Below are 20724 nucleotides of genomic sequence, written 5' to 3'. Positions count from 1 at the left end.
TCCGGTCGGTCTGTGTATGACGTACACGAGCGTACGGCATACACATCGTGTTGGCTATACACCCCGTGTGGCCGGTACACGCGAGCGCTGCACGCGCGCCGCGACGCCGCCGCGGCTACGGTCGGACCGTGCGCGTCGTCGTCGTGGGAGCAAGCGGGAACGTCGGGACCGCCGTGCTGGGCGCCCTGGCCCGCGAACCCGCCGTGACCTCGGTCGTCGGCGTCGCCCGGCGGGTGCCCCGTGCCGACGGCAGCAGCACGGTCGCCTACCCGCACTCCACCGCCGAGTGGGTCCGCGTCGACCTCACCGACACCGCCGACGCCGTCGTGCGCGGCCTCGACCAGGCCTTCCTCGGCGCCGACGCCGTCGTCCACCTCGCCTGGGCGCCGCCGTCCGCCCGCGACTCCGGGCAGGCCCGGCGCCTCAACCTCGACGGCTCGCGGGCCGTCGCCGACGCCGTCGTGCGCGGCGGCGTCCCGCACCTCGTGTTCGGCTCGACCTCCGGCGTCTACTCCCCCGGCCCTGACGACGGCGGCCTCGTGCGCGAGGACTGGCCGCGGCGCGGCGTACGCACGTCGTCCTACTCCGTGCAGAAGGCCGCCGTCGAGCGGATGCTCGACGACGTCGCCGTGCGGCACCCGCGGCTGGTCGTGACGCGGGTGCGGCCCGCGCTCATGCTGCAGCGCGAGGCGGGCGCCGAGCTCGGGCGCTACTTCTTGGGGCCGCTCGGCACCCGCGCGCTGCGGCTCGCCGCCAAGCGCGCCCCCGAGGGAGCGCTGCTGCCCGCGGTGCCCGCGCTCGCAGGCCTGCGCCTGCAGGTGATGCACGTCGACGACGCCGCCGACGCGTACCGCGCCGTCGTCGTCGGCCGCCACCCCGGGGCGTTCAACCTCGCCCCCGAGGGCTGGCTCACGTCGGCCGACCTCGCCGACACGCTCTCGGCGGGCCGCAGCGTCGAGGTCTCGCCCGACGTCGCGCGGACCGGACTGTCGGTCGCCTCCCGGCTGCGCCTCGCCCCCATCGACGTGGGCTGGTTCGACATGGCCCGTGCCGACGTCGTCCTGGACGCGACGCGCGCCCGCGAGCTGCTGCGCTGGGAACCCACCCACGACCCGCGCGACGTGCTGCGCGAGACCGTCGAGGGCGTCATCGCCGGCACGGGCGCCGGCTCACCGCCCCTGCTCGGCTGACTCCGCGGGCAGCGGCCCGCAGCCGGTGCCGCGGGCGCGCTCGGCGCACGCCAGCGCCGGGTCGATCGTGCGCACGACGACGTCGGCGGCCGCGCCGAGCGCCGCGAGCTGGTCCTCGCCGAGGGCGTCCACCACGAGGCGGCGCACCTCCCGGACGTGCCCCGGGGCGGCCGCCTCGAGCTTGCGCCAGCCCGCCTCCGTGAGCCGCGCCTCCATCCGCCGCCGCCCGTCCGAGCACGCGGTGCGCTCGACCAGGCCGGAACGCTCGAGGCGACCCACGGCGTGCGACAGGCGCGACAGCGAGCCGCGGGACAGTGCCGCGAGGTCGGACATGCCGAGGGTGCGGTCAGGAGCCTCCCCGAGGGCGGAGAGCACGTGGTACTCGAAGAGGTTGAGCCCCGCGTCGGCGCGCAGCTGCGCGTCGAGCGTGGCGGGCAGGGTCATGAGGAGCGCGGCTACCGACGACCAGCTCCGCTGCTGGTCCTCGTCGAGCCACACCGGGGCGTCGGTCGGTGCGGACGGCATACCCCATCCTAGGCCGACTTGAACGATCAACTCCGTCGCGGGTACGTTCGTGTTGAACGTTCAAGACGACGTCCTCCCGGACGCCCTCTCCCGCCCGTCGCCCGCCCGCCGGCGACCCCCGCACCGGAGGAACCACCTCATGACGCTTCTTCGCCTCGACGCCAGCATCCAGGGCGACCTGTCCGCGAGCTCGGCCCTCGCCGACGCCGTGGTCGCCGAGGTCACGGCCGCCCGCCCCGGCACCGCCGTCGTCTCCCGGCACCTGGGCCAGGACCCGCTGCCCGCGGACGCCTGGGCTCAGGCCACGTCGGGCGGGTTCGTCGCGGAGGCCGAGCGCACCCCACAGCAGCGTGCCGCCCTCGACCTCGCCGCGGCCCTGGCCGACGAGGTCCGCGCCGCCGACGCCCTCGTCCTCGCCCTGCCGCTGTACAACTACGGCGTCTCGCAGCACGCGAAGACCTGGATCGACCTCGTCACGACCGGCGCGGGCGCGGGCGTGCCCGTGCTCGAGGGCAAGCCCACCGTGCTCGTCACCACCCGTGGCGGCTCCTACGGCGAGGGCAGCCCCCGCGCCGGCTGGGACCACAACACCGACTACCTGCGGCGCATCCTCGCCGACCTCTGGCAGGCCGACCTCACCGTCGTCGAGCGCGAGTTCACGCTGGTGGGCGTCAACCCCGCCCTCGACCAGTTCACCGACCTCGCCGCCGTGATGGCCAAGCAGGCCGAGGAGGACGCCGTCGCGGCCGGTCGGGCGCTCGCCGCCCGCTGACGCCGAGGTAGTCCCGATCCCCGCGAGGGAGTTCCCCTCCACGCGAGGTAGTACGAGACTCCGCGAGGTGGTTCGAAGCACCGCGAGGTAGTACGACAGACGGCGAGGTAGTCCGCGCACGGACTACCTCGCCGTCGTGCGGACTACCTCGCCGTCGTGCGGACTACCTCGCGGTCAGCCCTCGAAGGTCACGTCCAGCGTGATCTCGCCGACGCCCGCCAGCGCCTTGGAGACCGGGCAGCCGGCCTTCGCGGCCTCGGCGGCGGCGCGGTACGCGTCGGCGTCGATCCCGGCGGCGGAGCCGACGACGGTCAGCGCGATCTTCGAGATCTCGAGGCCGCCGCCCGCGGCCGGGGTCAGGGTGACGTCGGCGGTCACGTCGGTCTTGCCCGGCGTGCCGCCGGCGTTCGCCACCTCGAGCGAGAACGCCATCGCGTAGCACGACGAGTGCGCGGCCGCGATGAGCTCCTCCGGGCTGGTGACACCCTCCGCGGCGTCCGCCGTCCGGCGGGGGAACGAGACGTCGAACGTCCCGACGCCCGAGCTGGCGAGCTCGACCCGGCCGGAGCCCTGCTGGATGTCGCCGTTCCAGGCGGTGCGTGCGGTGCGGGTGGACATAGGAGTTCTCCTTCGTGCTCCGGGACAGGTCACGACGACCGTAACCCGCACCCGCGCTCCGCGTCAGGGACCGCCCGCGTGGTGGCGGTCACGTCCGGGGCGGCGCCGCCGGGCGCGGCGCTCGACAGCGCTCAACGGGGCGCCGAGAAGTCCATCGCGTCGTCGGCGACGGCGACGACGGACCACGCGTTGCCGTCGGCGTCGGACAGCTCGTACGCGGGGACGAGGACGACGGACCCGTCGTCCTGCGTCTGCTGCGCCAGGCCGAGCCTGGCGTCCGTGATCTCGACGTCGGACACCGGCCAGTCGACCGGGTCGCCGGCCGCGGGGGGAGCCGGGGGCGCGGACGGCTCGGTCCCGTCCTCCTCGGTCTCGGCCCACATGGCCTCCTCGTCGGCGAACGCGACCGGCCAGGTGGAGCCGGAGAACCGCGGGTCGCCGAGCCGCTCCACCGCCTCGGCCGGGCTGATCACGGGGTACTCGCCGAGGTCGGCCGTCGTGGCGAGGAAGCCGTCGAGCCAGGCGATGCCCTCCTCCCCGACGGTCGCGCTCCACTGCGCCCCGGTGCGCGTGCCGTCCACCACCTGGGAGGCGGTGACCCACCGGCCGGGGTCGCCGTCGGTCTTCTCGCCCACCTCGATCTCGAACGCGTCGGGGTCGACGCCGAGGCTCCGCATGGCGTCGGTGAGTGCGTCGCGCGCCTCCCGGTCCCCGACGGACGACGTCGCCGGCTCGTCGCACGCGGGCTCGGTGTCCTCCCCGTCGTCTCCTCCGTCGCTGCGCGCGACGGCGTCCTCGCACCGCCACGGGTCGGCGCCGGGGTCGTTGTAGCCGAACGTCGCGCTACCGTCGGCGGACAGCCAGACGTGCGGTCCGCTGCCGTCCTGGGGGCCCACGGACCAGCCGTACTCCCACCGTGGCTTCCCCTCGACACCGAGCGCCTCCGCGAGCCGGGCGGCCCCCTCTCGGGTGGCGACGTCCGTCGCGTCGAGGGCGTAGGCCGACGCCGTGCCGCCCGCGGTGGACAGGCCGTCGCCGTGGAACAGCGCGCGACCGGACGAGTACCAGCTCGGCAGGGTGGCATCGCCTGCCGCGGCCGACGACGCCGCGCCGGACGCGCCGTCCCCCGCCGAGTCCTCCGCGGCACCCATCGCCGCTCCGCCGGCCGCGGCGTCGTCGCCGGCCGACCCGGCTCCCCGGCCGCCGCCGTTCAGCACGACCGGGGCGTCGGCGGCCTCGGAGGCGCCGGGCGCGGCAGCGCCGCCGAGGGCGTACCCGCCCACGCCCACCGCCACGAGCACCACGACGCCCGCGGCGGCCAGCCACGGCGTGCGGCGCCACCCACGGCGGGCGGCGAGCTCGTCGCCGTCGCGCTCCCCGTCGTCGGCGCCCCCCGCCCCCTCGGCCACGGTCGCGTCACCGTCCGCGGCCAGCCGGGTGTCGACCTTCGCCCGCAGCCCCGCACCCGCCGGCTCGACCCCTGCGGCCGGGTCCGCCGCCCGCAGGCGCGCGAAAGCCACGTCGTCACGGTCGTCACGGTCGTCACGGTCGTCGCGCGGCACGTCCGGAGTCGCGGACTCCCCCTGGGGTACGTCACCGCGCGTCTCGTCCCGGCCCTCGTCCCGGCTCATGCTGTCCTCCCGGCCCCACGGCCCACCGGTCCGGCGGGCGTCTCGCACCCCGTCTGTGTCGTCATCGCGCGCCGGCTTGCGCCGCGGCGTCGCCCTCGGCCGCACCGTCGCCGTCCTGGGTCTCGCCGTCCTGGGTCTCGGCGTCCCACGCGGCGCGCAGCCGCGCCCGGGCGCGGGACAGCGCGGCGTCGGCTCCCCCGCGCGAGACGCCGAGCACCTGCGCCAGCCCGTCGCCCCCGACGCCGTCCCACGCGACGAGGAGGAGCACCTGCCGGTCGCGCGGCGAGAGGCGGGCGAGGACCGCACGCACGCGGTCGTCGTCGACGGCGAGCGCCGCCGGGTCGACGTCGTCGGGCACCTCGGGCACGACGGCGACGGGCGTCGGCCGGGCCTTGCGCCGATGGTTGGCCAGCACGAAGCCGGCGGTGCGGTAGAGCCACGGGAGCTCCGCGCCGCGCGGCACGTCCGCCCGACGACGCCAGGCGGTGGCCAGCACGTCCGCGGCCAGGTCCTCCGCGTCCGCGCCGCCCGCGGGCAGGCGCCGCACGAGGTAGCGGTGCACCGCGCCCGCGTGCGCGGCGAAGAGGGCGTCGAACCACGCCGTGTCGTCGCCGTCGTCGCGGTCGCGGCGGTCGTCGCGGTCGTCGCCGTCGTCGACACGCGCCGTCTCGTCCGGCTCCACCGGGCCTCCTGCGGTCCTGGGCGCGCGAGGGCGCGCGCCACCCCTCGACGCGACTGTGTCGCCGTACCCCCTGGTCTTGCACCCGCGCGCGCCGACATCACCCGCAGATTCATCCCTCCGACCGCGCCGCGCGGACCTACGGTGCGGGGATGACCGTCGACACGGGCGCGGCGCCCGCCAGCACGGAGCCCACGGCGCCGACACCCCGCCGACGGCGCGCCGTGCGCTGGGTGCTGCTCGGCACGGTCGCGGCCCTGCTGGTCGTCGCCGTGTGCGCGGTGCTCCTGGTCCGCGACGCGCTCGCCGCGCGCGGTGCCCTCACCCGCGCCGCGGTGCAGGTGCCCGCGGTGGCGGAGGAGCTGCGCGCCGGGGCCCGGTCGGAGGCGGACGGCGACACCCCCGCGACGCTCGCCTCCTCCCCCGCCCTGGCGGAGCTGCGGGCGCAGACCACGATCGCGCGCGAGGCGACCGACGGCCCGCTGTGGTGGCTCGCCGCCCGGCTGCCCGTGGTCGGCCCGTCGGCGGGGGCAGCCGTCGACGTCGCCGTCGTGCTCGACGACGTGACCGACGAGGTGCTGCCCCCCTTGGCCGACCTGGCCGACGCCGTGGCCGCCACCGACCGCACCCCGGACGGCGGGCTCGACCTCGCGCCGCTGCAGGCGGCGGCGCCCGGGATGGCGACGGCGCGGGCGTCGGTCGACGCGTCGCGGGCGCGCCTCGACGCCGTCGACCCCGACGCCCTGCTGCCGCAGCTCGCCGACCCCGTGGCGACGCTGCGCGACCGGGTCGACGAGCTGGCCGGCGCCGTCGCGACCGGAGACCGCGCGGCCGCGCTCGGTCCGGCGATGCTCGGCGCGGACGGACCGCGCACGTACCTCCTGCTGGGCATGAGCACCGGCGAGCTGCGGCAGGGTGGCGGCATCCCGGGCGCGCTCGTCCTGCTGCGGGTGGACGACGGGCGCGTCGAGGTGGTGCGCCAGGTCGCGGCCTCTGCCGTCGGTCCGTTCCGCTCCCCCGTGCTCCCCCTGTCCGCCGACGACGACGAGGCGTACACGGCCCGGCTCGGCATGTTCGTGCAGGACGTCACGGCCACCCCCGACTTCCCGACGTCCGCCGCACTGGCCGCCGAGATGTGGGCGCGGGCCCAGGGCGAGCAGGTCGACGGCGTCCTGGCCACCGACCCGGTCGCGCTCTCCCAGCTGCTCGCCGAGACGGGCCCCGTGCGGGTGCCGGTGTCGGGTTCCGTCGCCACCGCGCTCGGCCGCGACACCGTGGAGCTGACGGCCGAGAACGCCGTCGACGTGCTGCTGCGGCGCGTCTACGACGTCCTCGACCCCGAGGCGGCCGACCAGTTCTTCGCGGAGGCGGCCGCCGCGGTGCTCGCGCGGTCCATGTCCGACGACGTCTCACCGGCGACGCTGCTCGCCGGCCTGCAGCGCGCGGCCGGGGAGCACCGGGTGCGGGTGTGGTCGGCCGACCCCGCCGAGGAGGCGCGGCTGGAGGGCACGCTGGTCGCCGGGTCGTACGCCGCCGCCCCGCGCGCCGCCGACGCCGTCGGCGTGTTCCTCACCGACCACGTGGCCGGAAAGATGTCGGCGTACCTGGACTCGTCGCTGCACGTCGTCGGCTCGGAGTGCACCGACGCCGGCCGGGTGGACACGCTCGAGCTGACGCTGGCCTCGACGGCCCCCGACGACGCCGCCGCGGTGCTGCCGTGGTACGTGGCCGGCGTTCCGGGCGGCACGCACCCGCCGGGCACCCTGAGCCTCGGCGTGACCGTGGCGGGGCCCCGCGACGGGGAGGCGCCGCGCGTCGAACGGGACGGGGCCGCGGTCGGCGGCGAGGCCCGCACCACGCACGGACGCCCCACCCAGTCCGTCACCGTGGTTCTCGCCCCGGGCGAGAGCGCCACGCTGCGGTTCGCCGTGCCGGGCGCACCGGCGGGCGGGGAGGGCGGCACGCCGCCCGGCCGCCTGGAGGTCTGGTCGACCCCGACGACGACGGCGGGCGGGCTGCTCGACGTCGAGGTGCCGACCTGCGGGTGAAGACGCGTCCTGCCTGCGGTTTCACCCGGGTGAGACGGGGTCGCCGGTCGAGGTGCGCGGCTAGCGTGAGGGCCCCAGGCAGCACCCAGGAGCACGGAGAGCATCGCCCCCGGAGGAGTCGAGATGGCCCACGCACGCACCGCCGTACGCGCCGCCGCCGGCCTGGCCCTGAGCGGCGCGATCGCGGTCGCCGCCGCACCGGCCCTCGCCGCCACGGTGCCCAGCCCGAGCAGCAGCCCGAGCAGCACCGACTACCCGCCGCCCGAGGAGCCGACGCTCACCGCGCAGATCTTCCAGCCGGAGTGCGACGGCGACGTGCCGTACCTCCGCTACGCCGTCACCGCCACGGGCACCGAGAACACCACCGTGACCATCACGTGGCTCAACCCGGGCGGCGACGACGTCGTGCAGGCCGACCTCCCGATGAGCGGCAGGGTCCTGTGGCCGGGCGCCGTGGTGGACTCGTCGGGCGCGCCGCTCGACTGGCCCGGCTGGCGCCTCGAGAACGGCGTCTGGGTGGAGGGCGACGAGTTCGACTGGGTGCGCCCGTCCGTGGACGTGAAGCTCGAGGTGAACCCCGAGCTCACCATGACCGCCGCCTACCCGCCGTCGTCCCCGAGCTGCGCGACCAACCCGCCCGGCACCGTGCCGCCCGACGAGCCGGGCGAACCCGGTGACCCGACGCCCGGCACGACCGTCCCCGCCGCCGTGCCCGCGGACGGGGCTCCCCCCGCGGCCGCACCGCCCGCGTCGGGCTTCCTGCCGCAGACGGGCGCGGGCGTCGCCGGGCTGGTCGCCGCGGCCGCGGCGCTCGTGGCCGCGGGCGGCCTCGCCGTCGGCCTCGCGCGCCGGCGTCGCACCGACCACTGACACGGCTGTGAGGCCGGGTCAGGCCGGCGTCACGACGCGGGCCGCAGCGCGACGACCGTGAGCTCGGCGCGCGAGCTCACGCCGACCTTCCGGAAGACGCGCCCCAGGTGCACCTCGACGGTGCGCACGGACACGCACAGCCGGTCGGCCACCTGCTTGTTCGCCAGGCCGTCCGCGACGAGGCGCGCGACGTCGAGCTCCCGCGCCGTGAGCACGTCCGCCCAGCGCGCCCACACGTCCGCGAGCCCGTCCCGGCCGCCCCGGCAGGTGCGCACCGCGCTCACCACGAGCGACGGCACGGTGGCCGGGCGCGGGTACCCGAGGTCGCGACAGACGGCGACGGCCGCGGGGACCGGGTCCGGGCCGACGGCACGCAGCCCGGCGGCGAGGGTGTCCGAGCCGACGGTGCGGCGCGCCACCTCGGCCGCGAGCCCGCCGACGACGTGCGACACCGGCAGGCGCGCCGCGGCGTCGTCGAGCACCCGGGCGGCCTGCTCGGCGTCGCCGCCGCGCAGGAGGACGAGCGCCTGCACCACCCGCAGGTGCGCCTCCGCCAGCGGTGAGAGCCCGTCCGCCCCTACCCAGGCGACGGTCTCCCGGTACGGCGCGGCGGTGACGACGGCCCGGGCCAGCACCTCGTCGGCCTCCCGGGGGTAGCGGTCGAGGCGGCCCAGCGCCTCGACCACGGCGGCCAGGGCGGCGCGGTCCGCCGGGGACACCGTGGCGCGCGCGACCGGCACGACGAGGCGCGCGAGCCGGACGCCCGGCGGGTCCTCGTCGTCGGGCGGCAGCGGCCCGGCCGCACCTGGGCCGGGGGACGGTGCCCCCGACCCGGTCCCGGGCCGGTCCAGGTGCCGGGCGTCGACCAGCGCGAGCACCGCGTCACGGGCTCGCTCGGCATCGTCCTGGACCGTCGCGACGCCGGTGCTCGCCACCCGCTCGAGCCATCCGGCGGCGTCGTGCAGGTGCCCCCCGAGCAGCGCGGCGCGCCCCGCGACGAGGAACGCCCTCGCCCGCACGTCGCCGGTGCCGTGGCTGGCCGCCTCCCGCGCGACCGCGTGCGCCGCGACCGCGCACCCCTGACCCAGCCGCTGCCGGGCGAGGCGAACCAGGCCGTCGGCCAGGGCCGGGTCGCCGGCGAGCGTGGCGAGCGCGGCGTGCCACCGCGCCGCCCCGGGCTCCCCCGCGCGCTCCAGCTCGGTCGCCAGCGCGGCGTGCACGGCCGTGCGCTCGGTGAGGTCGGCGTCCTCGTGCACGACGGCGCGCAGCCGCGGGTCCGCGACCCGGAACCGGCCGTCGGCGAGCTGGAGGTGCCCGGCCAGCGGCGGCGCGAGCAGTCGCTCGACGGAAGCGCCGGTCGCGCCGAGCAGGACGTCGACGCGGTCCAGGACGAGCACCCCGGCGGCCAGGAGCACGCGCCGGTCCTCGGGGTCGAGCGCGCCGGCGGTCCCGTCCAGGGCCGCCGCCCGCACCGCGGCCGTCACGGGGAGCGGGTCGGGCAGCGCGGCGACGCCGGCGAGCTGGTGGGGGGTGAGCAGCCCGAGCGTCTGGGCGAGGGCCTCGGGGTCGGCGCCCACGAGCTCCGAGACCCGTCGCACGACCTGCGGCGCGACCGGTCGCGCACGGACCCCCGGCGGGGACTGCCAGGGCGCGGCGCTGTCGCGGATCGAGGTCATCGTCGGCCTCCCGTCTCGTGCCGGGCCTCGGTGCTCGGCGGCACCACTCTGCCGCATCAGCCCGAAAATTGCGCGAAGACGCAGGTCAGCGATTTGTCAGGTCTCCACCAATATCGTCACGGGGCCGTCGTTCACGAGCTCGACGGACATGTCCGCCCCGAACCTCCCGGTGGCCACCTCGAGCCCCCGCGCCCGCAGGTCTGCCACGACCTCGTCCACCAGCGGCTCCGCCACCGGGCCGGGCGCGGCCGCGTTCCAGGTGGGCCGGCGACCCTTGCGCGCGTCCCCGTACAGCGTGAACTGGCTGACCACCAGCACCGGGGCGCCCGCGTCGGTCACCGAGCGCTCGTCGCGCAGGATGCGCAGCTCCGCGATCTTGCGGGCGACGGTCGCCACCTCGGCGGGGCCGTCGGCGTGCGTCACGCCGACGAGCGCGAGCAGGCCGGGCCGGTCGATCGCCCCCACCACCTCGCCGTCGACCGTGACGGACGCGCTCGACACGCGCTGCAGCACGGCCCTCATGCGACGTCCGCCGCGAAGGCCGGGCGCACCGCGCCGACCGGCGCCCCGCCACCCAGCACCGGCGTGACGCCGACGGCGTCCAGCGCGGCGGCGTCCGCGCCCGCGACGCCGGCCGCCCCCGCCGCGCGCATCGCCGCGGCGAGGATCGCCGGGCGGGGCCGGTCGCCGCCGTCGAGGATCTTGAACGCCACCGCCGACCCGTCGGGCAGGCCCGCCGCGCACACGCCGTCGGCGCCGATCTTGGCGATCGACCCGGGCACCGCGGTCATGACGAGCGTGTCCTCGCGGCCGCGGCCCGCCACCATCTCCGGGTGGCCGGCCATCGCGCGCGCGACGCGGCCGCCCTCGTCGGTGGTGCCGGCGGCGCCGGCGGACGCCAGCCGCCCGAACGACCGCGCCAGGCCGAGCACGGTGGTGGAGAACAGCGGCGCGCCGCAGCCGTCCACGGTGACGTGCGGGTCCGCGTCGCCCGTCAGCTCGACGACGGCGTCGCGCACCGCGCGCTGGAGCGGGTGGTCGAGGTCGAGGTAGGACGCGGTGTCCCAGCCGGCCGCGACGCAGGTCGCGAGCATCGCGGCGTGCTTGCCCGAGCAGTTCTGCGCGACCCGTTCCGGCCCGCGGCCGGACTCCTGCCAGGCGAGCGCCTCGGCGCGGCCGAGCGGCAGGTCGGGCGTGTTGCGCAGGGCGGACTCGTCCAGCCCCGCGCCGGCGAGGATCTCGCGGACCCCGGCCAGGTGCTCGGGGGCGCCGCTGTGGCTGGCGGCCCCGAGCGCCAGGAGCCGGCCGGGCAGGTCGAGGCCGGAGCGCAGCATGGCCACGGCCTGGAGCGGCTTCACCGACGAGCGCGGCCAGATCGTCGTCGTCGGGTCGCCCAGGGCGAGCCGGACCCCGCCGTCGGGCCCGAGCACCACGAGGTGCCCCAGGTGCACCGACTCCACGAGGTCGCCGCGCACCACCTCGGCCAGCGGGGCCGCGCCGCGCACCACGGGCGCGACGGGCGCGGGCGAGCCCGTCGTCGTCACCTCGCCCACGTCACCAGCCGCCCGTCGGGCCCTGCGGGCGACGCCCCCCGCCGGTGCCGTACGGCTGGATCCGCGGGCGCACGTCCACCCAGTAGATGATCGCGGGCGTCACGGCGATGACGTTGAAGAACGACCCGGCGGTCATGAGCATCGGCGGCAGCCCGAAGAGCCCGATGAGGGCCGCGATGCCGAGGATGATCAGCCAGATGTTCTTCTTCAGCTTCCCCTCGGACACGTAGGCGTTCGCGGGCCGGCGGGCGGCGTCGAGGAACGCGACGAGCTGCACGACGAACACCACGACCGCGAGCACGACGAGCAGGATGTACTGGAAGGATCCGAAGGCGGCGGAGATCACCCGCCGAGCCTACGGGAGCACGCGGAGCCTGCGGGAGCGCGCGGCGCCCGCGACGTGCTCGTCCCACGCGGCGACGACGCTGTCCTCGTGCGCGACGGCGAGCGCGCTGGCCACGTGCAGGGCGTCGGCGCCGCGCAGCGGCACGGGGCACGACGCGACCAGCTCGGCGGCGCGCTCGGAGACCTCGGGCGTCACCTCGAGGGTGTGCAGCCCGGCGCTCAGCTCGTCCCAGATCGCGGTGCCGCGACGGCGCGCGAGCGGGTCGAGCACCCCGGCCCGCTCCCCGGCCGCGAGCGCCGCCCGCACCTCGGCGTCGGCGATCCGCGACGAGACGACGACGTCGGCGCGGTTCCACAACGCGCTCGCGAGCGCCGAGCCGGGCTCGCGCACGCACAGCTTCACCAGCGCGCTCGCGTCGAAGTAGACGAGGGCCATCGTGCTCCGTTCTTCGTTCCGCGGGTCGGGCTGCCGAGACCGTCGTCAGCGGCGGATGCGCCGCACCAGGTCGGACATGCGCGACGCCGGCCGCGCGGCGGGGCGCGGGGCGGACCGGGCGGCCGCCGCGTCGTCGTCGGGCACCGCGTGCACCGGCCGCTCGGTGGCGGCGGGCATGAGCAGGCCGTCGCGCACCAGCCCGGCGACGAGGTCCGCCGTCTGCACCCCCGACAGGCGGGCGACCGGCACCCCCCGCTCGGTGATGACGACCTCCTCGCCCGCCCGCGCCTTCTCGATCCACGACTTGAGCTCGGCGCGCAGCGCGCTGACGGAGACCTCCATGACCGACGACCGTACCGTCCGCAGCCCGGTGCCGAACAGCAGCTCTGCCGAGGTGGTCCGAGAAGCGCCGAGGTAGTTCGTGACACAGTGTCACGAACTACCTCGGCAGGGTTCGGGCTACCTCGGCGCTTCCGGGGCCACCTCGGCGTCAGATGGCGCGGCGGTAGGCGCGGAACGCCGACGACGCGAGCGCGCCCAGCAGGGCGACGGCGGCGGCGAGCAGCCCCAGGTGCAGCCACACGGTGCCGGGGTCGGCGAAGCCCTGGAGGGCGTCGCGGGCCACGACGACCGCCCAGTCGAACGGGTTGTACCGCGCGGCCGTGGCGATCCAGTCCGGCGCGAGGGCCGGGTCCATCACCGCCGACGAGAGGAACATCAGCGGGATCGTGAGCAGCTGCGAGACGCCGATGAGCGCCTCCTGCTGCCGCGTGAGCAGCGCGACGGCGCCCGACAGCGCGGCGAACAGGCAGCTCAGCAGCGCCGCGGCGACCAGCATGACCAGGATGCCTGCCCCGCCGCCGGGGAACCGCGCCCCGCCGAGCCACGCGACGCCCACGACCACCAGCGCCTGCGCGCAGCCGAGCAGCGCGTACCAGGCCATCGAGGCGGCCAGCAGCGCGCCGCGGCTGGTCGGGGAGGCGAGGAAGCGATCCATCACGCCGCGGTCCATGTCCTGCACGAACGTCGTGCCCGCCCAGGCCGCGCCACCCATCGCCGTCATCATGACGACGCCGGGCGTGAGGTACTCGAGGTAGGTCACGTCCGCGCCGCCCGCGAAGCCGGGGATCTCGATGACGGACCGGAACAGCTGCCCGAACAGCAGCAGCCAGATCATCGGCTGCAGCAGGTTCATCACCATGAACACGGGGATGCGCACGCCCTGCCGGGCCTGCCGGCCGGTGAGGAGCGCGGCCTGCGTCAGGGCGCTCATGCCGCCACCTCCTCGACCCCGGCGCCCGCCGTCGAGCGGTGGGCCGCCTCCAGACTGCGGCCGGTGTGCCGCAGATAGACGTCGTCGAGCGTGGGCCGGGACAGCGCGGCCGCCCGCACGCCCAGGCCCGCGGCGTCGAGCGCCGCGAGCAGCGCCGGGAGCGCGGTGGCCCCCGCGTCGGCGCGCGCCCGCAGCGCGCGCCCGTCCGCGGCGACGTCGACGACGCCGGGCACGCGCGCGGCCACCGGTGCGGCCGCCGCCGCGGCGGCCTCGTCGTCGAGCTCGACGGTGACGCCGTCGCCGCGCAGCTCGTCCTTCAGCGCGTCGGGGGTGCCCGCGGTGACGACCCGGCCCGCGTCCACGATGACCACCTGGTCGGCGAGACGGTCGGCCTCGTCGAGGTAGTGCGTGGTGAGCAGGATCGTCATGCCGTCGCCGGCCGCCATGCGCTCGATCTCGGCCCACATCGCGGCGCGCGCCTCGGGGTCGAGGCCGGTGGTGGGCTCGTCGAGGAACAGCACCTGCGGCCGGTGCACCAGGCCGACGGCGACGTCGAGCTTGCGCGCCATCCCGCCGGACCAGGTCTTCACCAGGCGGTCGGCGGCGTGCGCGACGCCGAAGCGCTCGAGCAGCTCGTCCGCCCGCGCCCGGGAGTCGCGGGCGCCGAGCCCCTGCAGCCGCCCGGCGAGCACGAGGTTCTCGCGCCCGGTGCCCATCGGGTCGGTCACGGGGCGCTGCGCCACGTAGCCGATGGCGCGCCGGACGGCGGCCGGGTCGCGCACCACGTCGTGGCCCGCGACGCGGGCGGTGCCCGCGTCGGGCCGCGACAGCGTCGCGAGGATCTTCACGGTGGTGGACTTGCCGGCGCCGTTGGGGCCGAGCAGGCCGAGCACGCTGCCCGGCGCGGCGGACAGGTCGAGGCCGTCGAGCGCGCGCACAGGGCGTACGCCGCGACCGGAGCGGTAGGTCTTGGTCAGGCCGGCGACGTCGATGGCGACGTCGGGCGAGATCGGTCGTGCGGACATGTCTCCTCCTTGCTGGGTGGACCAGCGGTCGGAGGGTCCGGCGCACGCCCTAGGGTGGGAGTGCGTCTCGTGGTGCGGTCGTGCACCGGACCCGAGCCACCGGTCCCGGGCGATGGCAGTCGCCCGGGACCGTTCTTGTCACTGCTCGTGCTGCTCGCCCGTCGACCTGAAGAGCATCCGGGCGAGGACGAGCATCATCACCGCGAGGGCGACGACGAAGGTCAGCCAGGACCAGGCCCAGCCGACGGTGAGGCCGAGGACGACGAACACGACGAACGCCATCAGCCAGATGGCCACGGTGTAGACGCCGAACCGCGCCGCGGCGGCCGGGTCGTGCTCGAAGCGGTCGTAGTGGTGTCCGCCGGCGTGCGCCCGCGCGACGTCCCGCACCCACGCCTTCTTCCGGTTGGTCTGCGTGACGCCGAGCATCGTGAACAGGACGCCACCCACGACGAGGAACCCCGCCGCGACGACGTACGCCCACGCCTCGAACTCGCCGAGCAGGGTGAATCCGGCGAGGAGCAGGCCGAAGACGGCGAGGCCCGTGGCCAGGTAGTAGCCGCCGGCGCGTCGCGACGGCACCGGGTGGTTCGTCGTCGTCTCCTGCGAGAGGGACGACCCGACCACGAAGCCGGCGGCGCTGGACGCCGTGAGCAGGAGGGCTGCGACGGCGAGGCCCGGCAGGGCGAGGACGTCGAGGGCCGCCAGCACGCAGAGGGCGACGAGGGCCACGAGCACCAGCGACGCGAGCACGACGCCCAGCACGAACCGGGGCTTCGGGCGCACGCGCTGCTGCCGGGCGACGGCGAACGCCTCCTGGAGCAGGGTGCGAGGCGTGCCCCCGGTCTGGGCCGCGACGTCCGCCTGCGCGTCGGCGACGATCGCGCGGACGTCGCCGAGCTCGTCGAAGGCACGGCGGGCGGCGTCGTCGGGCGACGCTCCCTCGGCCTGCAGCTCGGCGGCCCGGGCCTCGAGGTTCGCCCGGATCTCCTCCTTGAGGTCCTGAACCTCGGGGGACGGCTCGACGCCCGCGAACGCGTCGTCGAGGAGGCGGTGGACGGTGGTCATCGGGAGGAGTCCTTGTCTGTGCTCGAGTCCGCGCGCGGGTCCGTGCGCAGGAGGGAGTCGATGACGTCGCGGGTGGCGACCCAGGCGGCGACGTTGCGCCGGTAGACGGCGCGGCCGGCGTCCGTGATCCGGTAGTACTTGCGGCGCCCGCCCTGGGACTCGTCGCCCCAGTAGGCCTCGACCAGGCCGTCCTTGGTGAGACGGCGGTACGTCGCGTAGAGCGTGGCCTCCTTGATCTCGTGCGCCCCGCCCGTGGCGTCGCGGATCGTCTTGTAGATCTCGAAGCCGTAGCGGTCCCCGCGACGCAGCGTCGCGAGCACGATCGTGTCGGTGTGGCCACGCAGCAGGTCGGCGGAGAACGCGTCGTCCGCCGTCGAAGGTTCAGCTCGCTGCATCACGACAAGTACTGTATCTCATCAACTACTCGACGACAACGGGTGCTGCACGTGCACCACATCGTGCCGAGACGGTTCGCCGCGCCCTCCGCCGAAGACCGTGCGAGCCTGCCAAGCGGGACACCTGCTCATCGCGCGGACGCCGTCGTCCGCCCGACAGGAAGGGCACGCGATGGCCGCCGCACCGAGCGCACCACCCGCCGAGCCGGAGGCCCTGCCGCAGCGCAGGGTGCTGGCCGTCTTCGGCGGGCTCATGCTCGCGATGCTGCTCGCGGCGCTCGACCAGACGATCGTCGCGACCGCGCTGCCCACGATCGTCTCCGACCTCGGCGGCGCGGAGCACCTGTCCTGGGTCGTGACGGCGTACATGCTCGCGAGCACGGCCACCACGGTGCTGTGGGGCAAGCTCGGCGACCTCTACGGGCGCAAGGCCCTGTTCATCGCCTGCATCGTCATCTTCCTCGTCGGGTCGGTCCTCTCCGGCACGTCCCAGACGATGGGCCAGCTCATCGCGTGGCGCGCCGTGCAGGGCGTGGGCGGCGGCGGGCTGATGGTGCTGTCGCAGGCGATCATCGGCGACGTCGTCCCCCCGCGGGAGCGGGGCAAGTACCAGGGCTTCTTCGGCGCCGTGTTCGGCGTCTCGTCCGTCGCCGGCCCGCTGCTCGGCGGCTTCTTCGTGGACAACCTCGACTGGCGCTGGGTCTTCTACATCAACATCCCCATCGGGATCGTCGCGCTGCTCGTCGTCGCGTCCGTGCTGCCGCACATCGAGGCCGGCAAGAAGCCCCGCATCGACTACGCCGGCATCATCCTGCTGGGCCTGATCTCCACGTCCGTCGTGCTGGTCACCAGCCTGGGCGGCACCACGTGGGAGTGGGCGTCCTGGCCGGTCTACGGGATGGTCGCGCTCGCCGTCGCGTCGCTGGTCGCGTTCGTCGTCGTCGAGCAGCGCGCCCCCGAGCCCGTGCTCCCCCTGCACCTGTTCCGCAGCAAGGTGTTCTCCGTGTCCGCGGTGGTCGGGTTCGTCGTCGGCTTCGCCATGTTCGGCGCGATCACCTACCTGCCGCTGTACCTGCAGACGGTCAAGGGGTCCACGCCCACCGAGTCCGGCCTCGAGATGACGCCGATGATGCTCGGCATGCTGCTCACGTCCATCGGGTCGGGACAGCTCATCTCCCGCACCGGGCGGTACAAGGTCTACCCGATCGTCGGCACCGCGATCACGGCGGGCGGGCTCTTCCTGCTCTCCCTCATGGGCCGCGACACCACCACGCTCCAGGCCGGGCTGAGCATGTTCGTCCTCGGCGCCGGGCTGGGCATGGTCACGCAGGTGCTCGTGATCGCCGTGCAGAACGCGGTCAGCTACAAGGACCTCGGCACCGCGACCTCCGGCGCCACGTACTTCCGCACCATCGGGTCGTCGGTCGGGGTCGCGGTCTTCGGCACGATCTTCGCGAACCGGCTCACCGACGCGCTCGTCACCGGTGTCCCGGCGACGGCGGAGGGCCCGTGCGGGCCCGGGGCGCTGGCCGCGTCCACCCAGAACCTCGCGCAGTGCCCGCCCGAGGTGCAGGACTGGTTCCTGGACGCGTACGCGGGCGCCCTGCACGTCGTCTTCCTGTGGGCGGTGCCGATCGCCGTGCTCGCCTTCGCTCTCACGTGGCTGCTGCCGGAGGTCGAGCTGCGCACCGCGACGCGCGGCGACGCCGCCACCACCGCCGGGCAGGCGGCGGGCGAGTCGTTCGCGCTCGGCTCCGCCCGGACGTCCCTCGACGAGCTGCGCCTCATCCTGTGGCGCCGCGTCGGCAAGCTGGACCCGCTCAAGGTGTACGAGACGATCGCGCGCGACGACGACCTCACCGCCGAGGAGGCGTGGATGGTCACGCGCGTCTCCCTCAAGCGGAAGCGGTCCGTGCAGCTCATGGCCGAGCGCACGGAGGTGTCGCCCGAGACGGTGCGGCGCATCGCCCGGGCGCTGGCGGCGCGCGGACTCGTCGAGGTGGACGGCGACGCCGTCCTCGCCACCCCCGACGGCGACGTCGTCGCCGAGTCGATCCGCGAGGCCGAGCGGCAGCGGCTGCGTCGGTACGTCGCCGAGTGGCCCGGCGGGGACGAGCCCGAGGTCGACCAGCTCGTGGAGCAGCTCACCCACCAGCTCCTCGCCGACGACACGGACGTCGTCGAGCACCGCTGACCGACCGCCCGCGGACCGTCACATCTCCGGGAGGGCGTCCCGGGCCTCCTCGGGCGGCAGGCCCGCCGCCTCGAGCAGGTCCACGACGGGCGAGCGCAGCAGCAGCACCAGGGACTGCACCTGCCAGTGCCCCTCGCCCACGGTGCGCGGGTCGACGTCGCGCGCGACGTCGAGCAGCGCGTCGCGCGCCTGGCCCAGGCCCGTGCCCGAGCCGAGGGCGGCGGCGAGCAGCCGCACGCCGTGCGCGAGGCGCACGACCAGGTCCGCGACCGGGTCGGCGGTCGGGTCGACCTCCGGCGGCGGGGGGAGCCCGCCCGCCAGCGGCGCCGCCGTCACCCGGTGGCTTCCCTCGTCCCCCAGCTGCCCCAGCGAGCGGAGCGTCGCCGGGGCGCGCCGGGCGAGCACGCGCACGCTGCGCATGGCCCGGTCGACCAGCACCGCCTGGCCGGTGAGGCGCGTGATCTCCGCCCGGAGCACGCGGTTGACGCTCACCCGGGCGATCTCGTCCGACTTGGTCGCGACGTCGTGCCACTCCTCGAGCGACTTCTCGGCGGCCCGACCGCGCACCAGCGCCGCGGCGAGCTCGTCGGGGTCGCCGTCGCGCAGGCCGAGCGCCACGGACTCCAGCGTGAGGGCCAGCTCGCGGGTCGCGCTCTGCGCCAGGTCGCGGATGCGCCGCCGCGGGTCGCCGGGCGTGAGGAGCGCGACGAGCAGCGCCACGCCGCCCCCGACCAGGGCATCCGTCCAGCGGCCGAACGCGCCGTTGGTCGCCACGGAGGCCGGCAGGCCCACGACGACGCCCGCCTGGACGCCCGCCTGGATGGTCACCAGCGGGCCGCGGTCGACGAACCGGGCGATGAGGGCCGAGATCCCCATCACCAGCGCGATCTGCCACCAGCCGGACCCGATGAGGTGGACCATGACGTCGCCCAGCGCGACGCCGAGCGCCACGCCTGCCGCGACCTCGGCCACCTTGCGCAGCTCGCGGTCGAAGCTGAACCCGAGGCACACCCACGCCGCGATGGCGGCGAAGAACGGCTGCGTGTGCCCCAGCACGACGGTCGCGATCCCGTACGCGACGCCCGCGGCCAGCGCCGCCTGGACGATGGGCCAGAACGCGACGCGCACCCGCGAGATGCCCTGCCGCAGCCGGATGCGCCGGGGCAGGGTCCGCAGGGCCGCGCGCGCGGCGGCGCCCGCGCGCCGCGACATGTCGCCCGCGGGACGGGCCGCCGGCTCGTCGCTCACGGGCGCCCGCTCACAGCAGGCCCCTCACAGCAGGCTCTGCGGGGCGTCGGGCCCGCGCGGGGTGAGGCCGCGCGTCAGCGGCCCGTGCGCCTCGGGCCGGTCGGCCGAGACGCCGTCGCCCGGCACCACGACCTCCTGCGCGGCCGCGACCTGCAGCTCCTGCCCGCCGACGTCGCCCACCACGGTGAGCTCGGCGTCCTCGGGGGCGGACCGCTTGATCACGGCGAGGGCGACCGGGCCGAGCTCGTGGTGCCGCGCCACCGTGGTCACGGTGCCGACGGCACGCCCCTCCGGCCCGCCCACGAAGACCTCCGCGCCCGCCTCGGGCACCACGTGCTGGGAGCCGTCCAGGTGCAGCAGCACCAGCCGCCGCGGCGGGCGGCCCAGATTGTGCACGCGTGCGATCGTCTCCTGACCGCGGTAGCAGCCCTTGTGCAGGTGGACGGCGGTGCGCAGCCAGTCGAGCTCGTGCGGCACGCTGCGGTGGTCGACCTCGTGCGCCAGCCGCGGGCGCCACGCCTCGACGCGCAGCGCCTCGGTGGCCCACGTTCCGGCCAGGCGCCATCCGGCGGCCTCACGCTCGGCGACGGCGGCCTCCAGGTCGGCGCGCGGCACGAGGACGAGCCGCCACGGACGGTCGAGGCCCGGGTGCTCCGTCTCGGGCGGGCCGTACCGGGTGCCGCCCTGGGCGACGCGCGGCCAGGTGTCCCACCAGGTCACGGGCTCGCCCTCGACGCCCTCGGCGGCGACCGGCTCCCCCAGCGCCGCGTACTCGGCGGAGAGGTCGTCGATCTCGACCCGCATCATGAACTTCATGCGCTCGAGCCAGGCGGCCAGCGGCGCGGCGTGGTCGCCCTCGGTGACCAGCCAGGTGGCCTCGCCGTCGTCGACGACGCCCGCGGCGTGCTCGACGTGGCCCTGCGGGGACAGCACGAACAGCTCGGTGGAGGTGCGCGGCGCGAGACCCTGCACGTCCTGCGACGTGATCGAGTGCAGCCACGACAGGCGGTCGGGGCCGGCGACGCGCACGACGCCCAGGTGGGACTGGTCGACCACGGCCCCGCCGCGGGCGAGCGCACGCTGCTCGGCGACCGGGTCCCCGTAGTGCCAGGCCACGCCCTCGTCGGCACCCGTGGCAGCCACGGCGCCCTGTCGGGCCAGGAGCGGCGAGTCCATCG

General features: G+C 76.2%; 21 protein-coding genes. 5 read left to right on the top strand and 16 right to left on the bottom strand.

Features of this window, described 5'->3' with window-relative positions:
- The first annotated feature begins 128 nt into the window (after positions 1-128).
- Positions 129-1190 (top strand): NAD-dependent epimerase/dehydratase family protein, encoded by a 1062-nt coding sequence (locus ACFQ8E_RS00210; RefSeq protein WP_430548554.1) that lies wholly within the window; start codon positions 129-131, stop codon positions 1188-1190.
- Here the strand turns inward: ACFQ8E_RS00210 and ACFQ8E_RS00205 are convergent.
- Positions 1170-1715, bottom strand: a complete 546-nt coding sequence (locus ACFQ8E_RS00205; RefSeq protein WP_430548553.1) for a MarR family winged helix-turn-helix transcriptional regulator — start codon at positions 1713-1715, stop codon at positions 1170-1172. The genes ACFQ8E_RS00210 and ACFQ8E_RS00205 overlap by 21 nt on opposite strands.
- Positions 1716-1854: 139 nt before the next feature.
- On the opposite strand from ACFQ8E_RS00205, the gene ACFQ8E_RS00200 reads away from it, so the two are divergent.
- Positions 1855-2487, top strand: coding sequence for an FMN-dependent NADH-azoreductase (locus ACFQ8E_RS00200; protein ID WP_430548552.1), 633 nt, complete (start codon positions 1855-1857; stop codon positions 2485-2487).
- Positions 2488-2661: 174 nt separating this feature from the next.
- On the opposite strand, the gene ACFQ8E_RS00195 is transcribed toward ACFQ8E_RS00200, so the two are convergent.
- From ACFQ8E_RS00195 to ACFQ8E_RS00185, 3 genes are all read right to left on the bottom strand, one after another.
- Positions 2662-3105 (bottom strand): OsmC family peroxiredoxin, encoded by a 444-nt coding sequence (locus ACFQ8E_RS00195; RefSeq protein ID WP_430548551.1) that lies wholly within the window; start codon positions 3103-3105, stop codon positions 2662-2664.
- A gap of 131 nt (positions 3106-3236) precedes the next feature.
- Positions 3237-4736, bottom strand: a complete 1500-nt coding sequence (locus tag ACFQ8E_RS00190) for a hypothetical protein (protein WP_430548550.1) — start codon at positions 4734-4736, stop codon at positions 3237-3239.
- A gap of 61 nt (positions 4737-4797) precedes the next feature.
- The gene (locus ACFQ8E_RS00185) at positions 4798-5418 is read right to left on the bottom strand and encodes an RNA polymerase sigma factor (protein WP_430548549.1); all 621 of its coding nucleotides are present in this window, start codon (positions 5416-5418) and stop codon (positions 4798-4800) included.
- A gap of 149 nt (positions 5419-5567) precedes the next feature.
- Here ACFQ8E_RS00185 and ACFQ8E_RS00180 point away from each other — a divergent pair, with 149 nt between their 5' ends.
- Positions 5568-7463: a DUF4012 domain-containing protein gene (locus tag ACFQ8E_RS00180; RefSeq protein WP_430548548.1), complete on the top strand. Its 1896-nt coding sequence runs from the start codon at positions 5568-5570 to the stop codon at positions 7461-7463.
- Positions 7464-7586: 123 nt separating this feature from the next.
- Positions 7587-8333 carry an LPXTG cell wall anchor domain-containing protein gene (locus tag ACFQ8E_RS00175; protein ID WP_430548547.1) on the top strand — a complete coding sequence of 249 codons (747 nt, stop codon included), beginning with the start codon at positions 7587-7589 and terminating at the stop codon, positions 8331-8333.
- Between the two features lie 29 nt (positions 8334-8362).
- Here the strand turns inward: ACFQ8E_RS00175 and ACFQ8E_RS00170 are convergent, their stop codons facing one another.
- From ACFQ8E_RS00170 to ACFQ8E_RS00125, 10 genes are all read right to left on the bottom strand, one after another.
- A complete protein-coding gene (locus tag ACFQ8E_RS00170; RefSeq protein WP_430548546.1) occupies positions 8363-10009 on the bottom strand; it encodes a LuxR C-terminal-related transcriptional regulator in 1647 nt (548 codons plus the stop codon).
- Between the two features lie 96 nt (positions 10010-10105).
- Positions 10106-10531, bottom strand: coding sequence for a D-aminoacyl-tRNA deacylase (dtd, locus tag ACFQ8E_RS00165; protein ID WP_430548545.1), 426 nt, complete (start codon positions 10529-10531; stop codon positions 10106-10108).
- Positions 10528-11553, bottom strand: coding sequence for an asparaginase (locus tag ACFQ8E_RS00160; protein ID WP_430548544.1), 1026 nt, complete (start codon positions 11551-11553; stop codon positions 10528-10530). The genes dtd and ACFQ8E_RS00160 overlap by 4 nt, the downstream gene beginning before the upstream one ends.
- A 10-nt stretch (positions 11554-11563) precedes the next feature.
- Positions 11564-11908: a DUF2516 family protein gene (locus tag ACFQ8E_RS00155; protein WP_429733949.1), complete on the bottom strand. Its 345-nt coding sequence runs from the start codon at positions 11906-11908 to the stop codon at positions 11564-11566.
- 9 nt (positions 11909-11917) lie between these two features.
- Entirely contained in the window at positions 11918-12343 is a 426-nt protein-coding gene (locus ACFQ8E_RS00150; protein ID WP_430548543.1) for a type II toxin-antitoxin system VapC family toxin, read from the bottom strand.
- A gap of 45 nt (positions 12344-12388) precedes the next feature.
- On the bottom strand, positions 12389-12685 hold the full coding sequence (locus ACFQ8E_RS00145) for a type II toxin-antitoxin system Phd/YefM family antitoxin (protein WP_430548542.1): 297 nt from the start codon (positions 12683-12685) through the stop codon (positions 12389-12391).
- 148 nt (positions 12686-12833) lie between these two features.
- On the bottom strand, positions 12834-13616 hold the full coding sequence (locus ACFQ8E_RS00140) for an ABC transporter permease (RefSeq protein ID WP_430548541.1): 783 nt from the start codon (positions 13614-13616) through the stop codon (positions 12834-12836).
- Positions 13613-14641: an ABC transporter ATP-binding protein gene (locus tag ACFQ8E_RS00135; RefSeq protein WP_430548540.1), complete on the bottom strand. Its 1029-nt coding sequence runs from the start codon at positions 14639-14641 to the stop codon at positions 13613-13615. The genes ACFQ8E_RS00140 and ACFQ8E_RS00135 overlap by 4 nt, the downstream gene beginning before the upstream one ends.
- Positions 14642-14779: 138 nt before the next feature.
- Entirely contained in the window at positions 14780-15709 is a 930-nt protein-coding gene (locus tag ACFQ8E_RS00130; RefSeq protein ID WP_430548539.1) for a permease prefix domain 1-containing protein, read from the bottom strand.
- Complete coding sequence (locus tag ACFQ8E_RS00125) at positions 15706-16104, bottom strand: PadR family transcriptional regulator (RefSeq protein ID WP_430549022.1); 399 nt, start codon at positions 16102-16104, stop codon at positions 15706-15708. The genes ACFQ8E_RS00130 and ACFQ8E_RS00125 overlap by 4 nt, the downstream gene beginning before the upstream one ends.
- Before the next feature lie 172 nt (positions 16105-16276).
- On the opposite strand from ACFQ8E_RS00125, the gene ACFQ8E_RS00120 reads away from it, so the two are divergent.
- Positions 16277-18298, top strand: a complete 2022-nt coding sequence (locus tag ACFQ8E_RS00120) for an MDR family MFS transporter (RefSeq protein WP_430548538.1) — start codon at positions 16277-16279, stop codon at positions 18296-18298.
- A gap of 18 nt (positions 18299-18316) precedes the next feature.
- Here ACFQ8E_RS00120 and ACFQ8E_RS00115 read toward each other — a convergent pair whose 3' ends face one another.
- Positions 18317-19546 (bottom strand): aromatic acid exporter family protein, encoded by a 1230-nt coding sequence (locus ACFQ8E_RS00115; RefSeq protein WP_430548537.1) that lies wholly within the window; start codon positions 19544-19546, stop codon positions 18317-18319.
- Positions 19547-19570: 24 nt separating this feature from the next.
- Complete coding sequence (locus ACFQ8E_RS00110) at positions 19571-20722, bottom strand: YgfZ/GcvT domain-containing protein (protein WP_430548536.1); 1152 nt, start codon at positions 20720-20722, stop codon at positions 19571-19573.
- Between the last annotated feature and the right edge of the window lie 2 nt (positions 20723-20724).

This window comes from Isoptericola sp. NPDC056573, assembly GCF_042793335.1.
Taxonomy (GTDB): domain Bacteria; phylum Actinomycetota; class Actinomycetes; order Actinomycetales; family Cellulomonadaceae; genus Isoptericola.
Note: the sequence above shows the minus strand (reverse complement) of the source record. Positions and strands in the feature narration are given on the sequence as shown.

What these genes read in the sequence shown, in the direction of transcription:
- ACFQ8E_RS00205 (WP_430548553.1), bottom strand. Translation starts at nt 1,715, where the DNA reads ATGCCGTCCGCACCGACCGACGCCCCGGTGTGGCTCGACGAGGACCAG.
- ACFQ8E_RS00200 (WP_430548552.1), top strand. Translation starts at nt 1,855, where the DNA reads ATGACGCTTCTTCGCCTCGACGCCAGCATCCAGGGCGACCTGTCCGCG.
- ACFQ8E_RS00135 (WP_430548540.1), bottom strand. Translation starts at nt 14,641, where the DNA reads ATGTCCGCACGACCGATCTCGCCCGACGTCGCCATCGACGTCGCCGGC.
- ACFQ8E_RS00195 (WP_430548551.1), bottom strand. Translation starts at nt 3,105, where the DNA reads ATGTCCACCCGCACCGCACGCACCGCCTGGAACGGCGACATCCAGCAG.
- dtd (WP_430548545.1), bottom strand. Translation starts at nt 10,531, where the DNA reads ATGAGGGCCGTGCTGCAGCGCGTGTCGAGCGCGTCCGTCACGGTCGAC.
- ACFQ8E_RS00140 (WP_430548541.1), bottom strand. Translation starts at nt 13,616, where the DNA reads ATGAGCGCCCTGACGCAGGCCGCGCTCCTCACCGGCCGGCAGGCCCGG.
- ACFQ8E_RS00145 (WP_430548542.1), bottom strand. Translation starts at nt 12,685, where the DNA reads ATGGAGGTCTCCGTCAGCGCGCTGCGCGCCGAGCTCAAGTCGTGGATC.
- ACFQ8E_RS00170 (WP_430548546.1), bottom strand. Translation starts at nt 10,009, where the DNA reads ATGACCTCGATCCGCGACAGCGCCGCGCCCTGGCAGTCCCCGCCGGGG.
- ACFQ8E_RS00110 (WP_430548536.1), bottom strand. Translation starts at nt 20,722, where the DNA reads ATGGACTCGCCGCTCCTGGCCCGACAGGGCGCCGTGGCTGCCACGGGT.
- ACFQ8E_RS00175 (WP_430548547.1), top strand. Translation starts at nt 7,587, where the DNA reads ATGGCCCACGCACGCACCGCCGTACGCGCCGCCGCCGGCCTGGCCCTG.
- ACFQ8E_RS00125 (WP_430549022.1), bottom strand. Translation starts at nt 16,104, where the DNA reads ATGCAGCGAGCTGAACCTTCGACGGCGGACGACGCGTTCTCCGCCGAC.
- ACFQ8E_RS00120 (WP_430548538.1), top strand. Translation starts at nt 16,277, where the DNA reads ATGGCCGCCGCACCGAGCGCACCACCCGCCGAGCCGGAGGCCCTGCCG.
- ACFQ8E_RS00130 (WP_430548539.1), bottom strand. Translation starts at nt 15,709, where the DNA reads ATGACCACCGTCCACCGCCTCCTCGACGACGCGTTCGCGGGCGTCGAG.
- ACFQ8E_RS00150 (WP_430548543.1), bottom strand. Translation starts at nt 12,343, where the DNA reads ATGGCCCTCGTCTACTTCGACGCGAGCGCGCTGGTGAAGCTGTGCGTG.
- ACFQ8E_RS00190 (WP_430548550.1), bottom strand. Translation starts at nt 4,736, where the DNA reads ATGAGCCGGGACGAGGGCCGGGACGAGACGCGCGGTGACGTACCCCAG.
- ACFQ8E_RS00180 (WP_430548548.1), top strand. Translation starts at nt 5,568, where the DNA reads ATGACCGTCGACACGGGCGCGGCGCCCGCCAGCACGGAGCCCACGGCG.